This window comes from Flavonifractor sp. An9, from assembly GCF_002161245.1.
Lineage (GTDB): Bacteria > Bacillota > Clostridia > Oscillospirales > Oscillospiraceae > Flavonifractor > Flavonifractor avicola.
Window position 1 is genome coordinate 43805 of the sequence record NZ_NFHC01000010.1, and the last position, 15338, is coordinate 59142.

Genomic DNA, 15338 nt, shown 5'->3' on the forward strand with positions numbered 1-15338 from the left:
ATCCGTTAGGGAGCGGCGTCAATGTCAGTGATGAAGATCACCACAGCGCCGTCCTTAGACACATTCATGGTCAGAACAGCATTGGTAATGACGTTGTCCTTCTTCAGGGAGTTCAGCTCATCGATGGAGGACACGGTAGCATCGTAGTTGCCTTCCGCATCGGTATCGTGAACGTCGACCACCACGGCATCACCAATCTTGATGTCCTCGATGGTACGGTTGCCGGTCTGAACACCCTCGATGGTCAGCAGGTTCTCGAACAGGGACTTGAAGTTACCGGTGACAACACCCTCCTGCTCATCCCACACGCCGGAGACAGCAGTGGACATAGCGTTGGCATCCTTCAGGGTGTAGTAGCCGTCGCTGTTCTTGTCGTAGGTGTAGAAGCCAGCGCCGTAGGCGTTGGAATCCAGCTGCCAGGTCTCCTCGGTGCCGTCAGCGAAGTAGACCTTACGGGCATAGTAGCCGTCGCCCTCTTCGTAAGCATCGATGTCAGCCAGGTACACAGTGTCCTTGCTGTAGGTCTGGCCCTCAGAGATCTCGCTGGCAGAGCCGATCACCACATACTTCACAACGCTGGAATCCTCAGCGGTGATGAAGTAGGCAACGTCGGGAGTGCCGGAAGTCTTCACGGTGTAAGCGATGCCGCCAGTCTTGACGGTGGCAGACAGATCCTTACCGGACTCGCCAATCATCACATACTTGGTATCGCTGTTCAGACGATAAGTCTCGCCGCCAACAGTGATGCGGGTAGTGTCCTTGGTGAAGGTGCCGGTCACGTTGGAGACCTTGGCCCAATCCTCGGTGGGATTCCACTCAGTGACGTTGAACTTGTCGTTGTTGGCCTTGCAGACCACGGTGTCGCCAGACTTCACAGCCTTGTCGGACAGGGTGACCAGCTTGCCGGCAACAGCAGCGGCGTCATAGGGATCCTGACCATTGTTCTTGCTCTCCAGCTCGACTTCCTGAACGGTGCCGTCCAGAGCAACCACCTGGGCAAACTGGCTATAAACGGAGGCGCCATAGCTGGCGTCGGTGTTCTTCCAAACCTTGGCGATGTAGTACACATCATCAATGGTAGCAGCCTTCTCGGTATCGGCAACAGCGGCGATCACGTAGCCGTTGTCGTCAGTGTAGAAGGTGTAGGAGCTGCCAGCGTTGATGGCAACCTCGTTGTAGGCGGAAGCCAGGGTGTACTTAGTGCCGTCAACGGTGAAGTAGCCGTTGTAGCCGTCCCCAACAGAAGAGATCTTCTTGGTGGTGACAGTGGCATCAAAGGAATCAATGTCGGTAGCCTCGATGAAGTTGGCAGCGTTGACCTCGGAACCCTTGAAGTAGGTCAGCATGTAGTCACCCTTCTCGTAAGAAGCGGTCAGGGTGTCGAAGGTATCGTCCTTCTTGTCGGTGTCGTCCTTGAAGGAAACGGAGATATACTTGCTGGCGTGCCAGGGATTGTAGACCTTCAGGGTAATGGTGGTCTTGGTCAGAGTAGTAACCTCGGCAGCGTAGGCCTGAACCAGAACAACCTGAGTCAGGTTATCGTTCTTGTCGGCATACAGCTCGATCACGGTGCCCTTGTAGTCGCGCTCGGTGAGAGTGGTGGCGTTCAGAGAAGCGTCGATCACACCGTTGTTGTAGAACTTGGTGGCATTGTCGCCGGAAGTGACAAAGTTGTAGTCCTTGGCGATCTCATCCTTATCGAAGTCCTCAGTGTAAACAGCGTCAGCCTTGTCAGCATAGGTACCGACGGTATCCTTGCCATTCTTCCAAGCATGAGCGGGACGGCCATACTTGTCGATGGTGCTGGCAGTGTCGACGAGCTTCAGATCGGTGAAGTACTTCTCAGCAAACTGCAGGTTATCAGCGTTCATGTTGTCATCGTAGCTGCCCTGAGGAACAACCTCAGCAGTGGAAGCACCCACGCTGACGGAACCGCTGCCGGTACCGAAGTCAATATCGATGCCCTTGTTGTCGTACTTGACCATGTCAGCGGTCAGAGTCTGGAAGGCCATCTGAGCGGCGTCCTGACGGGACAGCTCGTTGGTCAGCACCATACCCTTGGGGGAGATGCCGGCCTCGATGGCGTCGGAAGCCACATTGATGGTCCAGGAGTTGCCGGTGTAGTTCTCAACCTTGGGATCATAGCCCAGAGCAACCAGCAGCATCTTGGCAAAGGCAGCGCCGGTCAGCTTGCCCTCGGGGAAGAAGTGGCCAGCACCGTCGCCGGCCAGGATGCCCAGGTTCACGCAGTAGCCGATGTAGGGAGCGGACCAGCGGTCAGCAGCCACGTCGGAGAAGATGGCGCCGCTGGCAGCCAGCTTCTCAGCGTTCTCGGTGCCCAGGAGCATGTAGCAGATGATCTTAGCAGCCTGCTCACGGGTCAGGATGGAGTTGGGCTGGAAGTCGCCCTTATCGCCGCCCTGAAGCACGCCCAGAGCAACCATAACGTCGACAGCCTCAACATTCTTGATCTCACTGGCGTCAGTGAAATCCTTGCTCGCAGCGCCGGCGCCCACGACCATCATGCCCATCAGCATAACAGCGGCCAGAGCCAGGCTGAGAGTCCTCTTGAGGTTTCTCATTTGGAATTCCTCCTTATTTTATTTGACCATGAGGAGGGAACATCCTGCGAGTTTTTCAAGAATAGACTGTGCTGCAAGGCTTTCCACTTTTTTAATCGGCTACTGGTAGCCAGCGGGTAGCCGTCAGGTAGCCACAAAAAAAGGCCGAAATCCCCTGTTTGGAGATTTCAGCCTTTTTATGCAATCAATGGGTTTCCATCAGCCGCACAGGTCAATGATGGCCTGAGCGAAGATCTTGGCGGCGGTGAGCTGGTCGGCAATGCAGGTGTGCTCGTCGGCGCCGTGCATATTGCCATTGAAGCCGGGCATGGCGCAGCCGAAGGCCACGCCGCCGGGGATATCGTGGACGTAGGTGCCGCCGCCGATGGCCAGGCACTCCCCTTTCCGGCCACTGTACTGCTCGTAGCACTTGAGCAGAGTGCTGACCAGCGGGGTATCGGCGGGGGTATAATGGGGGGCCTGCATCCCACCCTCGGCAGTAAAGCCGAACTTGGCGAAGGCAGCCTCAGCCGCGGCCTTGCAGTTTTCCTCGTTGGCGCACACCGGCACCCGGCTGTCAAACTGGCCGGACAGGCCGGTGTCGTTCAGCTCCAGCAGGGAGAAGGCCAGGGTCAGCGGGCCGGACATTTCGTCGGCCTGAGCAATGCCCAGGGCCTTACCAGCATAGTCTCCGTGGGGGAAGAGAGCGTTCAGTGCATGGAGGGCAGCGGTGGAACCCACCTTGGCCAGGGGCAGAGCACACAGCAGATGGATCAGGCCGGTGATGGCGTTGACGCCCTCCTCCGGGGTGGAGGCGTGGGCGCCCTTGCCCTTGCACAGGATATGCAGGTCATCTCCCCGCTCGGTAAGCACATAAGTGACGCCGGTCTCACCGGCAGCCTTGTCGCAGTAGGGCTGAGCCGCTTCGGCGGACAGGCCGGCCACCACACACTCCGCCTCGGGAGGCAGCACGTTGATGCGGAACCCGCCGTGGAGCTCCTTCACCCGGGGAGTGGCGCTCTCCGCCGCCCAAGTCTTGGTGAACACCGGCTTGTAGCTGCCCTTCTCCAGGTTGATAACGGGGAACTCGCCGTCGGGAGAGAAGGTACAGGGGGCGTAGGGCTCCTTACTATAATAATAGGCGATATCCTCAGAGCCGCTCTCCTCGTCGGTGCCCAGCAGCAGCCGGACATTCTTCTTCAGGGGCACACCCAGGTCCCGGACGGCCTGCATGGCCAGCAGCACGGCGGCCACCGGGCCCTTGTCGTCGTCGGTGCCACGGCCGTACAGCATCCCGTCCACCTCGATGGGCTCATAGGGCTCCGTCACCGTCCAGCCGGTGCCCTCCCCCACCACGTCCAGGTGGCACAGGATATGCAGCTGGGTCTCCTGATCGTTGAAGTCCACAGCGCCTACATAGTTGTCGTAGTTCTTGACGGAGAAGCCCAGCTCCTCCGCCAGCTTCAGGCCCTCCGCCAGGGCGGCGGCGGGGCCGGGACCAAAGGGCATTCCAGGCTGGGCCTCCTCCCGGACGCTGCGGATACGCACCAGCCGGGAGATCATCTCCACCAGCTGCTGCCGGCGGGCCGGGTCGTCAAAATAGGCGTTGATTTGATCCTGATACATGGAACTTATTCCTCCTTGGGTTTTTCATCTCCGCCGGCGGCGCCGGTCAGCTCCCCCAGGTACTTGTACACCGTATACCGGGACACCTGGAGCCGCTTGGCCACAAAGGGCACCGACTTGCGGAAGGAAAAGGCGTTTTTCTGGTCCAACAGGGCAATGATCTTCATCCGGTCCCGCTTGGTCAGCACGTTCACCGGCTTGCCTACCGCCGCCAGGCACTCCTCGAAGATCTGGGTCAGCTGGCCCTCCCCGCCGTGCCACATGGCGCTTTGCAGGTCGGCCTCGGCGCTCATCAGATCCACCAGGATGCGGTTGGCATAGACCAGAGAGCTGTAGTCAAAGTTGATGCCCAGGGCCAGGTTGAAGTCCTCCCCGATGAGGTGGAAGGTACTGCTCTTGATCTGCTGGCCCGAGGGGGTGGTGGCGTAGAGGTTGACGAAATCGGTGACCAGAGCGTCCTGGTCCAGCTCCTTGGCGGTGCCCAGGATGTCCATGGTGGAGCCTACCGTCCGGCCGGATACATGGCCGTTATAAATGGATAAAATGGGGTGCCTGGGGTCCCCCATGTCGTGGACCAGCGTCTCGCAGGTGGAGCCAAACATCTCCGCGATCCCCCGGGCGGTCCGGTCCAGAAATTCAAAGGCTTCCTCCCGATCCATTGGTTCACTTCCTTCTCTCTTGGTTTCCAGTCCAGATTGTACTCTGAACCGGGCTAAAATGCAAGGCTCAGGCCTGGCGGTAGCTCTGGAACTTGCCCAGCACCGCCTCCAGCTCCTCCGGGGTCAGGTTCACGCCGCCCCCGGCCTGCCTGGTGTAGTAGTACACCTTGGCCAGAAACTCCAGCTGCTGGGCGGCGTCAAAGGCGAAGGACAGGCTGCCCCCCACCGCCAGCAGGCCGTGGTTGCCCAGCAGGCAGGCGTTGTACTCCTCCTTCATCCCCTCCCAGGCCGCCTCGGCCAGCTCCAGAGAGCCGAAGGGATAGTAGGGGACGCAGGGCACCTGCCGCCCGGCGTAGGCCACCAGATAGTGGACCGGCTCGATGTTCCAGCGCAGGCAGGAGAGCACGGTGGCGAAGGTGGAGTGGGTATGCACCACCCCGTTTACATCCTTCCGCCGCCGGTAAAACAGCCGGTGGAGGTCCAGCTCGCTGGAGGGCTTGCGTTTGCCCTCCACCACCTTGCCCTCCAGGTCGGCCACCACCACATCCTCCGGGGTGGTGGCAAAATAGTCCATGCCGGAGGGGCTGATGGCCATGAGGCCGCTCTCCCGGTCAAAGACGCTGAGGTTGCCGAAGGTTCCGTCGGTGAGGCCGGTGGTGACCAGCTTTTTGCCGTATTCCACCACCTGCTCCCGCTGATCCTGTAACAGCATAAACAAGACTTCCTTTCTCTATGCCCGTTTCCTCAAGCATACGGAAAACCGGCTCGCAAGTCAAGCCTTTGCATTGACAGCAGGCTCCTCCTCGCATAAAATGGACACAGACAAGGAGGAGCCCGACATGATAATGGAAACCCTGCGCTTCGCTCTGGGAGGCGTGGCCGCTTACCGGCATATTCTGGACACCCACGAGCTGGGTCTGGTGCGTACTCTGCTGGACAAGCTGGCCCTTGGCGACACCGCCGGGGCGGCGGAGGCCTACGCCAGCCTCTTCTATACCCTGCGGGAGGGCCGGTATCCCGGCCTGGGAGACTGGCTGTATGACCAGCTGCGCTATACCGAGTCCCCCTACGCCCGGCTGGCCGAGGAGGGCGGGTCAGACCCCGCCCTGGAGGAGGCCGCCCGCCGGGACGTGGCCATCTTCGCCCAGCTGTGTGAGCTGGACTGCGGGCAGCTCATCGCCGCCATGGCCCGGAAGGCCGACCCCGCCCTGCTGCCGGTGCTGGAGGGCCTGCCCCGGTGGCCCGCCGGCTGTCCCTTCACCTTTGAGGGGCTCACCGATTTCTACCGTGCCCACGGCTCCGGCCTCTTCGCCCGCAGCCGTGCCTTCCTGTGGGAGGACGGCCGGCTCTTCCCGGTGGAGGAGCCCGACTGCCCCGGCCCCGACGAGATGCTGGGCTACGAGCTCCAGCGGGACCAGGTCATTGCCAACACCCGGGCCATGCTGGAGGGCCACCACGTCAACAACGTGCTTCTCTTCGGAGAGAGCGGCACCGGCAAGTCGGCCACGGTGAAAAGCCTGCTCTCCCGGCCCGGCTTTGAGGACCTGCGGCTCATCGAGGTACAGAAGGAGGGGCTGGCCGATCTGCCCCGGCTCATCCGCAAGCTGGGCGGGCGGCGGCTCAAGTTCATCCTGTTTATCGACGATCTGGCCTTCGATCAGGACGACACCACCTATTCTGTCATGAAAACTATCCTGGAGGGCGGTCTGGAGCGCCGCCCCGCCAACGTGGCCATCTACGCCACCTCCAACCGCCGCCACCTGGTGCGGCAGACCTTCTCCGACCGGGCGGGGGACGAGGTGGATGCCAGCGAGACCATCCAGGAAAAGACCTCTCTGGCCGAGCGGTTCGGCTTGCGTATTCCCTATCTGGCTCTGAACAAGGCTGAATTCCTGGACCTGGTGGAAAAAATGGCCGCTCTGTACGGCGTGACCATGGACCGGGAGACCCTTCGTACCGGCGCCGGCCGTTGGGAGATGAGACATCCCGGCCGAACGCCCCGCACCGCCAAGCAGTACATCGCCAGCCTCAGTCTGACATAAACACACCATTCTCCACATAAGGAAAGGAGCATCCCTCTATGAAACGGAACCTGTTGAAAAAAGCCCTGGCCGGCCTGCTCTCCGCTGCTCTGCTGGTCCTCCCCACGCTGGCGGCGGAACCCCAGCAGCCCTCCTCCTGGGCGGTAAGCCAGCTGGCCGACAGCTACGCCCTGGGTCTGGTGGACGACAACTACACCACCTACATCCAGAGCCCGGTGACCATGGAGCAGTTGGAGTCCATGACCAAGGTAGTGGCCGACAAGCTGGCCCTGCTGGAGCTGGAACCCCGGACGGCAGACGCCGTGGGCCTGGTGGTAGACACCACCCGGGGCGGCGTGATGAACGCCCTGTATCAAGAGGCGGCCACTTATGACCTGCCCGGCGTGGAGGAGGGCCCGGAGGCCTTTCTGACCGGGCTGGGCGTGGTCCAGGGAGACGGCGCAAGCCTGGCCCAGGAGCGCACCTGCACCTATCAGGAGGCCATGGTCATGGCCAACCGGCTGATTCTGGCCATCTATGACGGGCAGGACGCCGGCTCCAAGGGCCTGCTGTGGAAGGCCACCAACGGGGATAATACCCTGTATCTGCTGGGCACCATACATCTGGACCGGGACAACGTCTATCCCCTCCACAAATCTCTCCGGGACGCCATTCAGGCCTCCGAGGAGGTTATCTTTGAGCTGGATCTGAACGACCAGGAGGGTATCGCCCTGCTTCAGAGCCTCCAGACCTATCAGGACGGCACCACTCTGGCCGACCACATCAGCCCCGAGCTCTATCAGCGGGTACAGGCCGCGGCTACCGCGCTGGGTATGGCCCCCAACGGGCTGGACGCCTATAAGCCCTGGGCTCTGGCCTCCACCTTCTCCACCCTGTCCATGCAGGACGACACCACCGGCAGCAACGCCATGGCCATTGACCTCTATGTGAACGCCGCCGCCGTCAACGCCGGCAAGGCTATCGGCGCGGTGGAGACCTACGCCTTCCAGGGCGGCATCTTCGACGGTCTCTCCCCCGAGTATCAGGAGTCTTATCTGGACTCCGCCCTGGCCGGTTTTGAGAGCACCCTGTCCGGCGCCGCCACTTCCCCCGAGATCGACGAGGCGCTCCAGGCTCAGGAGGAGATCCTCTCCGCCATGTTCGCGGCCTGGAAGGACCGGGACCCGGAGGCCTTCTCCAAGGTCTATGACAAGGCCGCCATCATCAACAGCACCGACGAGCTCAACTCCAAGCTGTTCACCGAGCGGGACCCCGGCATGATCGAGGCCGCCGCGGGCTATCTGGAGACTGAGGGCAGCCACACCTACTTTATGGCGGTGGGCGCCGGCCACATGGTGGACCCCGGCGGTATTGTCAGCGGCCTGAGAGAGATGGGCTACACCGTGGAACTGGTGCCCTGAACCACTCCCATCGGGTCCACCATGCTCCGCCGTCAGGCGGCCCAAGCGTCTTGCCTCTGGCAAGACCTTGATGCCGGACGAACTTTGTCCGTCCGGCAGATCTGATCCTTCCGGGCCCCCACGGACCGGGACGGTCCGTGGGACTGACCCCAGGCGGCATTGTCAGCGGCCTGCGTGAGCTGGGTTATACCGTGGAACTGGTACCCTGATTCTTTTCAACTCTGAAAGGAGTACCACATGATCCTGAAAGGAACCTTCCTACACACTCCCAAACTGGGGACGCTGGAGGTACGTCCTGAGGCCTATCTAATCTCCCAGGGAGAGACTATCGTTGGTCTGTATGACACTCTGCCCCCAGAGTACGCCGGTCAGCCGGTGGAGGACTGGGGGGACGCCCTGATCATCCCTGCCTTTACCGACCTGCACATCCACGCCCCCCAGATTATTAACCGGGGCATCGGTTACGACAAGGAACTTCTGCCCTGGCTGGAGACCTACACCTTCCCGGCGGAGGCCCGCTTTGCCGATTCCTCCTTTGCCGACCGGGCGTGGAAGGCCTTTCTCAACCACCTGTGGGCGGTAGGCACCCTGCGCTTTGCCGCCTTTGCCACCGTCCACAAGGAGGCGGCATGGCGTCTTATGGAGCTGTCCGAGGCCTCCGGCCTCCGCGGCCTCATCGGCAAGGTGAACATGGACCGCAACTCTCCCCCGGAGCTTCAGGAGGACACCGGCGCCTCCCTGGCGGACACCGAGGAGCTGATCTGCCGCAGCCGGGAAGAGCTGCGCCGCACCGGCTTCATCCTCACCCCCCGGTTCGTCCCCTCCACCACGGCCAGGCTGATGGACGGTCTGGGTCAGCTGGGCGAGAAATATGATCTGCCCATCCAGTCCCACCTGTCGGAGAACCCCAGCGAGGTGGCCTGGGTAGCCCAGCTCCACCCGGATATCCCCACCTACACCCAGGTGTATGAGCACTTCGGCCTGCTGCGGCAGGACAAGACCATCATGGCCCACGCCATCCACCTGTCCGACGGTGAAAAGGCCCTACTGAGAGAGAAAGGCGTCATGCTGGCCCACTGCGCCCTGTCCAACACCAACCTGTCCAGCGGCATCATGCCCCTGCGGCAGGATCTGGAGCAGGGGCTGCGGTGCTGCGTGGCCAGCGACGTGGCCGGAGGCCACACCGCCAACGTGAGCCGCAGCGTAACCGCTACGGTGCAGGCCTCCAAGCTGCGCTGGCTGAACCACCCCGACCAGGCCCCCCTCTCCCTGACCGAGGCCTTCTATCTGGCCACCCGGGGCGCGGGCTCCTTCTTCGGTCAGGTAGGCGCCTTCCTGCCCGGCTTCGCATTTGACGCCCTGGTGCTCCGCCCCTCCGCTCTGGATGCCCTGGTGGAGCGCACCCCCTTTGAGCGGCTGGAGCAGTTCCTCTACGACGGGGACGACCGGAACATCGCTGCCCGCTACTGCGCCGGGGAATTGATTCCTCAGCCCTTCCCCCAGATCTGAAACGAAAGGGGCCTGCCGCCGCAGGCCCCTTTTTTCACAAAAAATTTGTTCTGACTGTAACCTTTTCCCCTCCCAACTCGCTGACAGGGGTGAAAGGCCTTTTCACCAGCCCACAGGAGAGGAGTGAGTACCGTGGAGGACGCCCAGATTGTGACTTTATTTCTGACCCGGGACGAGGGAGGCATCCGGGCGGCATCGGACAAGTACGGCAGCCGCCTGCGGCAGCTGGGCTTCCGGCTGCTGCCCGACCGGCTGACGGTGGAGGAGTGCGAAAACGACGCCTACCTGCTGGCCTGGGACTCCATCCCGCCCCACCAGCCCAGGGACTACCTCTTTCCCTTCCTGGCCCGGCTCATGCGCCACACGGTGCTGGACCGCTGCCGGGCCCTCAGCCGCCGGAAGCAGATCGCCCGGCTCACCGCCCTCACCCGGGAGCTGGAGGACTGCCTCCCCGGTCCCGACCACACCCAGGCGCTGATGGACCGGCTGGCCCTGGGTGAGAGCCTGAACGCCTTCCTCAAAACCCTGCCTGAGGAGGCCCGGAACCTCTTCCTGCGGCGGTACTGGTTTTTTGACCCCATCGCCGCCATCGCCCGACGGTACGGGCTCACCCAGAGCAAGGTGAAAACCACCCTGTTCCGCACCCGGCAGCGGCTGCGGGACCACCTGACCAAGGAGGGATTTACAGTATGAAAGCGGACGAACTGCTGGACAGCCTGGAGCACGTAGACCCGGAACTGGTGGCTCAGGCGGACAAACCGCCCCAAAAAGCGCCTCACCGCCGCCCCCTGTGGATGGGGCTTACCGCCGTGGCGGCAGCCGCCGCCATCGTTATCGGCATTGTACTTTGGCCCGGAGGCAGCCCTTTGACAGGCCAGGCCTCCGCCCTGGCGGTGGCGGAGTATCCGGACATGGCCCCCTACCCCAACGAGATGGACTATCTCAACCCCGACGGTTCCCTGGATTCCGACCGCTGGAGCGCCGACTACGACACCTGGCGGACCAGCCAAAAGGCCCAGCTGAACCAGCCCGAGGGCTATGACAGCGGGCTGGAGGGATACTATACCGCTACCCTGCGCCAGTTCCTGGGGGACAGCGGGACAGAAAACAAGGTGTGCTCCCCCCTGAACATCTACTTCGCTCTTGGGATGCTGGCCGAGCTCACCGACGGCAGCAGCCGCCAGCAGATCCTGGACCTGCTGGGGCAGGACAGCATCGACACCCTGCGGGCCCAGGCCAGGGCCCTGTGGAACGCCAACTACAGCGACGACGGGATGCTGACCAGCGTGCTGGCCTCCTCCCTGTGGCTCAACGAGGATGTGCCCTTCAACCAGTCCACCCTGGACACTCTGGCGGACACCTACTACACCTCCTCCTACCAGGGGGAGATGGGTTCCGCCGAGCTGGACCAGGCCCTGCAAGCCTGGCTCAACGACCAGACCGGCGGGCTGCTGAAGGAGGCGGCAGGCCAGGTGTGCCTGGACCCGGAGACCGTGCTGGCCCTGGCCACCACCGTCTACTACCAGGGCCGGTGGTCCCAGGAGTTCAACCCGGACAACACCGCCCCCGAAACGTTCCACGCCCCCGACGGGGACGTAAAGTGCGACTTCATGCACAGCTCCTCCTCCAACAACTACTGCTGGGGGGATCAGTTCTCCGCCGTGGGGAAGTCCGTGCTGTACGGCGGTACCCTGTGGATGGTCCTGCCCGACGAAGGGGTGAGCGTAGATCAGCTGCTGGACGACCCGGAGGTCATGGAGTTCCTGCTCTCCAACGGGGAATGGGAAAACCAGAAGTACCTCAGAGTCAACCTGTCCATGCCCAAATTTGACGTGTCCGGCCAGCTGGATCTGATTGAGGGATTGCAGGCCATGGGGATCACCGACGTGTTTGACCCGGCGGTGTCCGACTTCACTCCCATGACGGAAGCTGTGGAGGACATTTCTGTCACTCAGGCCACCCACGCCGCCCGGGTGGCGGTGGATGAGGAGGGCGTCACCGCCGCCGCCTTCACCGTGATGGCCGCGGCCGGCGGGGCCATGCCGCCGGAGGATCAGGTGGACTTCACCCTGGACCGGCCCTTCCTCTTTGTCCTCACCAGCGCCGCCGGCCAGCCCCTCTTTGCCGGAGTAGTCAACCAGCCCGCATAAAAAACGAGGCGCCTGTTGGAAAATTGACAGTTTGCGCATACCTGTCATTGCGAGCCAGCGCGCACGCTGGCGTGGCAATCCGTCTTCCCGGCAGAAGGGACGGATTCCCACGAAGAACGGCCGCCCACCGGGCGGCCGTTCTTCTCGGAATGACGGAGGTTTTGTGCGGCCTGTGCAGTTTTCCAACAGGCGCCTCATTTCTTATCGATATTTATCTACCGCGGAGCACATCTTGTCCCAGCAGGCCTCCATATCGGCCACCAGCTTGAACTGGGTGCGGCACCGGTCCAGGTTCTGGCCGGGCCGGTGGATACGGAAGTATTTGTCCCCCTCCAGGTAGTCGGTGAGGAAGCGGATGCCGCACTCCAGGGTGATGAGCCGGGCGCCCCAGGGCAGGTAGTCCAGCTCGGCGGGGGTGAGGGCCCCGTCGGCCCCCTCCAGGAAGCCCTGGGTATAGGCATCAAACAAGTTCAGGTCGAAGTGGACCTTGTTCATATCCCGCTCATCCTCGTCGCAGTGGTTGGCGCCGAACCGGATGGAGTCGCCGAAGTCGTTGACCGACAGGCCGGGCATCACGGTATCCAGGTCGATGACGCACACCGCCTCGCCGGTCTTGCGGTCCATCAGCACATTGTTCAGCTTGGTGTCGTTGTGGGTGACCCGCAGGGGCAGCTCACCCCGACGCAAGGCCTCCAGCACCACGGAACAGTCGGCCTCCCGGGCGGCTACAAAGTCCAGCTCGGGGCCTACCTCCTTCAATCGTCCCACAGGATCGGCGGCCACCACTTCCTTCAGCCGGGCCAGCCGGGCCTCGGTGTCGTGGAAGTGGGGGATGGTCTCGTACAAAGTCTCCGCCGGGTAGTCCTTCAGCATCCGCTGGAACTTGCCGAAGGCCCGGGCCGAGGCGGCAAACCGCTCCGGCGTCTCGGCAGACTGGAGGCACATGGTGTCCTCCAGGAAGGGGTACACCCGCCAGGCGCCCCCCTCGGGGTCGGTATGGTAGTAGCTGCCGTCCCGGGCGATGCACAGGGAGAGGGTCTCCCGCTCCGGATCGCCCCCCTCGGCGGCAATCTCCTTTTTCAGGTAGTTGGTGACCCCCGCAATGTTGGCCATCACCTGTTCCGGGTGGTGGAAGGCGTTGCGGGAGATCCGCTGGAGGATAAACCGGCGGCAGGGGTCCTCCCCCGGCTGGGTGTGGACGCAGAAGGTGTCGTTGATGTGGCCGGAGCCAAACCGCACCGCGCCCACCACTTCTCCTCCAAAGTCAAAGGCATTCAGGGCCTCCTGTAAGTACTGCTCAGCAGGCGCCATGGTCGCACACACCCCACAGATCATCGGGATAGAGGCCCGCCTCGGTCATGGCCTTCACCGCAGCCACCACCACCGGCTTGTCCTCCCGGTAGGTGACGCCGTACCACTTGCCGGCGCTGCGGAGCACCTTCACCCGGGCCTTGCCCTCCTCCAGCAACTGGGTCACCACGCTGGGCAGGAAGTACTCCCCTTTCTCCGGATTTTCCACCAGGGCCTTGTCCAGGAAGGCGGGGAACCGGGCTTGCGCCTCGGTAAGGAAGCTGCGGGTAAAGCCCCACAGGTTCATGGATACGATGGTATCGCCGCTGAGGTGGGTCCAGGTCTGGCCGTCGTCCTCGGTATAGCGGGCGTCCGCCCCGTCCTTCTCAATGTGGGTGTGCTCCACCACCTCTTTCAGGTAGTGGTCCCCCTCCTCGGCGCACACGCCCCGGGCCACATGGCCGTGCTCGGTGACGGTGTTGCCCAGGCGGTAGCCCACCATGGCGTACTCATAGCAGCCGGGCTGGTCGGGATGGCTCTCCAGGTACTGATAGATCTCCCGGAAGGCCTGGGGGCCGTAGTAGTCGTCGGAGTTGATGACGGCAAAGGGACCGTCCACCACCTGACCGGCGGCCAGCACCGCGTGGCAGGTGCCCCAGGGCTTCACCCGGCCGGCGGGCACAGCGTAGCCCTCGGGCAGGTCGTCCAGCTCCTGATAGGCGTACTTTACGTCGATGACCTTGCTGAGCCGGTCGCCAATGGCAGCCTTGAAGGTATCCTCGATCTGGTGTTTGATGACAAACACCACGGTCTCAAACCCGGCCCGCCGGGCATCATAGATAGAATAATCAATGATCATCTGGCCGTGGCTCCCCACGGGGTCGATCTGCTTGAGCCCGCCGTAGCGGCTGCCCATGCCCGCCGCCATGACCACAAGAACAGGCTTATTCATGCCTCTGTTTCCTTCCTTCCTCTCCCCGTCCGGCACCGCAAAACACAACGCTGGAGGGGGAAATGGTGATACAATAGTAGGTTTTTTGCTGAGATCCGGCTTTTTCGCCGGATCTTACTTATTATATACGCCTGTGTGTCAATGTGCAACCGCAGAAACCGTACTTCACGCAGTTTTTCCCAGATCTGACCTTACTAAAAAAGCAATATGTGACACTTTAATGAGGTCAGTTTCTCTGTTATACTGCACCCAACGAAACCAGAAAGGAAGTGCGGTTCTTGAAACGGATCGTCAGCATTCAGGATGTGTCCTGCCTGGGCAAATGCTCCCTGACGGTAGCCCTGCCCATCATCTCGGCCATGGGTGTGGAGTGCTCCATCGTCCCCACGGCGGTGCTGTCCACCCACACCATGTTCTCCGGCTTCACCTGCAAGGATCTCACCGACCAGATTGAGCCCATTGCCGCCCACTGGAAGGAGAGCGGCCTGGGCTTTGACGCCGTTTACACCGGCTATCTGGCCTCCGCGGAGCAGATCGACTATGTGTGCGCCTTTTTTGATGCCTTCCGGCGGGAGGGCAGCTTCATTGTGGTGGACCCGGTGATGGCAGACAACGGCAAGCTCTACCCCGCTTTCGGGCCCGACTTCCCCGCCCAGATGGCCAGGGTGTGCGCCAAAGCCGACCTGATCCTGCCCAACCTGACCGAGGCCAGCCTGCTCACCGGCCTGCCCTACCGCACGGAGCATGACGAGGTCTATATTAAGGAGATGCTCCAGGCTCTGGCCGCCCTGGGTCCCCGGTATGTGGCCCTCACCGGCGTCAGCTTTGAGCCGGACAAGCTGGGCGTCATGTATTACGACAAGGTCACCGGCCAGTACGGCAGCTACTTCACCCAGCACCTCCCCGCCAGCTTCCACGGCACCGGCGACGTGTTTGCCTCCACCTGCGTGGGCGGCCTCATGCGTGGCCTGGAGTTGGGGGATGCCCTGGCCCTGGCCGCCGACTACACGGTGGAATCCATCCGCTGCACCCTGGAATCTCCCGACGCCAACTGGTACGGCGTGGAATTTGAGCGTGCCATTTCCTACCTGGTCCAGCGCCTGAACTGATCCCCAAAGCGCCAAAAACGACCGCCTTTCGGCGGCCGTT

The 15338-nt window shown here is 62.3% G+C and carries 12 protein-coding genes; 6 read left to right on the forward strand and 6 right to left on the reverse strand.

The window, feature by feature from the left end; translation table 11 throughout:
• Positions 1-5: 5 nt before the first annotated feature.
• From B5G40_RS08270 to B5G40_RS08285, 4 genes are all read right to left on the reverse strand, one after another.
• Positions 6-2582 (reverse strand): S-layer homology domain-containing protein, encoded by a 2577-nt coding sequence (locus B5G40_RS08270; RefSeq protein WP_087399306.1) that lies wholly within the window; start codon positions 2580-2582, stop codon positions 6-8.
• A gap of 198 nt (positions 2583-2780) precedes the next feature.
• On the reverse strand, positions 2781-4187 hold the full coding sequence (locus B5G40_RS08275) for a Sapep family Mn(2+)-dependent dipeptidase (RefSeq protein WP_087399307.1): 1407 nt from the start codon (positions 4185-4187) through the stop codon (positions 2781-2783).
• A 5-nt stretch (positions 4188-4192) separates the two neighbouring features.
• On the reverse strand, positions 4193-4846 hold the full coding sequence (locus B5G40_RS08280; RefSeq protein WP_087330618.1) for a helix-turn-helix transcriptional regulator: 654 nt from the start codon (positions 4844-4846) through the stop codon (positions 4193-4195).
• A gap of 67 nt (positions 4847-4913) precedes the next feature.
• A complete protein-coding gene (locus B5G40_RS08285) occupies positions 4914-5558 on the reverse strand; it encodes an L-fuculose-phosphate aldolase (RefSeq protein WP_087399308.1) in 645 nt (214 codons plus the stop codon).
• A gap of 127 nt (positions 5559-5685) precedes the next feature.
• On the opposite strand from B5G40_RS08285, the gene B5G40_RS08290 reads away from it, so the two are divergent.
• The 5 genes from B5G40_RS08290 to B5G40_RS08310 all read left to right on the forward strand — a co-directional run bounded on the left by B5G40_RS08290 (position 5686) and on the right by B5G40_RS08310 (position 11947).
• On the forward strand, positions 5686-6888 hold the full coding sequence (locus B5G40_RS08290; protein WP_087399309.1) for an ATP-binding protein: 1203 nt from the start codon (positions 5686-5688) through the stop codon (positions 6886-6888).
• A 38-nt stretch (positions 6889-6926) separates the two neighbouring features.
• The gene (locus B5G40_RS08295; RefSeq protein WP_087399310.1) at positions 6927-8288 is read left to right on the forward strand and encodes a TraB/GumN family protein; all 1362 of its coding nucleotides are present in this window, start codon (positions 6927-6929) and stop codon (positions 8286-8288) included.
• Positions 8289-8525: 237 nt separating this feature from the next.
• Entirely contained in the window at positions 8526-9797 is a 1272-nt protein-coding gene (locus B5G40_RS08300) for an amidohydrolase family protein (protein ID WP_087399311.1), read from the forward strand.
• A 132-nt stretch (positions 9798-9929) separates the two neighbouring features.
• Positions 9930-10490, forward strand: coding sequence for an RNA polymerase sigma factor (locus tag B5G40_RS08305; RefSeq protein WP_087399312.1), 561 nt, complete (start codon positions 9930-9932; stop codon positions 10488-10490).
• Entirely contained in the window at positions 10487-11947 is a 1461-nt protein-coding gene (locus tag B5G40_RS08310; RefSeq protein WP_087399313.1) for a serpin family protein, read from the forward strand. The genes B5G40_RS08305 and B5G40_RS08310 overlap by 4 nt, the downstream gene beginning before the upstream one ends.
• A 201-nt stretch (positions 11948-12148) precedes the next feature.
• Here the strand turns inward: B5G40_RS08310 and B5G40_RS08315 are convergent, their stop codons facing one another.
• Positions 12149-13258, reverse strand: a complete 1110-nt coding sequence (locus tag B5G40_RS08315; RefSeq protein ID WP_087399314.1) for a phosphotransferase enzyme family protein — start codon at positions 13256-13258, stop codon at positions 12149-12151.
• A complete protein-coding gene (locus B5G40_RS08320; protein WP_087399315.1) occupies positions 13245-14189 on the reverse strand; it encodes a nucleotidyltransferase family protein in 945 nt (314 codons plus the stop codon). Before B5G40_RS08320 ends, B5G40_RS08315 begins: the two co-directional genes overlap by 14 nt.
• A 269-nt stretch (positions 14190-14458) precedes the next feature.
• Here B5G40_RS08320 and B5G40_RS08325 point away from each other — a divergent pair, with 269 nt between their 5' ends.
• Complete coding sequence (locus B5G40_RS08325) at positions 14459-15298, forward strand: pyridoxamine kinase (protein WP_343286728.1); 840 nt, start codon at positions 14459-14461, stop codon at positions 15296-15298.
• Positions 15299-15338: the final 40 nt, after the last annotated feature.